We start from the raw sequence: 341 nt of genomic DNA, 5'->3' as shown, positions 1-341 counted from the left end.
CGACCTTTTAGATTGGCTCTGGCCTACCACCAAAAATCACCAAGTGGCCCCTATAAATAATCACTATTTAGAGCACGTGAAAGAAAAGCGAATTAACTTGAGTAAGCCACAAGTAAAAAAGCGCTCATTAGATGTTTACCCGCGCTCTGGCATGTTAGTAAGGGACATCTTAGGACAACTGGTTTCAGAGGGGTATCTAGAATTCAACGACACGCAAACATGCGTATCTTTTACACAAAAAGGTTTCAATTATTTAAATGGAAAAATGACCAACGAATATGACTCTGAATGGAAAGGATGGTTTAAGGCGTTTGTAGCTCATATCAAAAAAATCCCATACC

At 39.3% G+C, this 341-nt stretch carries 1 pseudogene; it reads left to right on the top strand.

From position 1 onward, the window contains the following. Positions 1-97: 97 nt before the first annotated feature. A pseudogene (locus AB4653_RS26375) lies at positions 98-341 on the top strand (hypothetical protein); the annotation flags it as partial.

It is taken from the genome of Vibrio sp. 10N.222.48.A3 (assembly GCF_041475345.1).
In the GTDB taxonomy this organism is placed as follows: Bacteria; Pseudomonadota; Gammaproteobacteria; order Enterobacterales; family Vibrionaceae; genus Vibrio; species Vibrio tasmaniensis_A.
The sequence above is the reverse complement of the archived record's forward strand: the minus strand, read 5'-3'. Positions and strand labels throughout refer to the sequence as shown.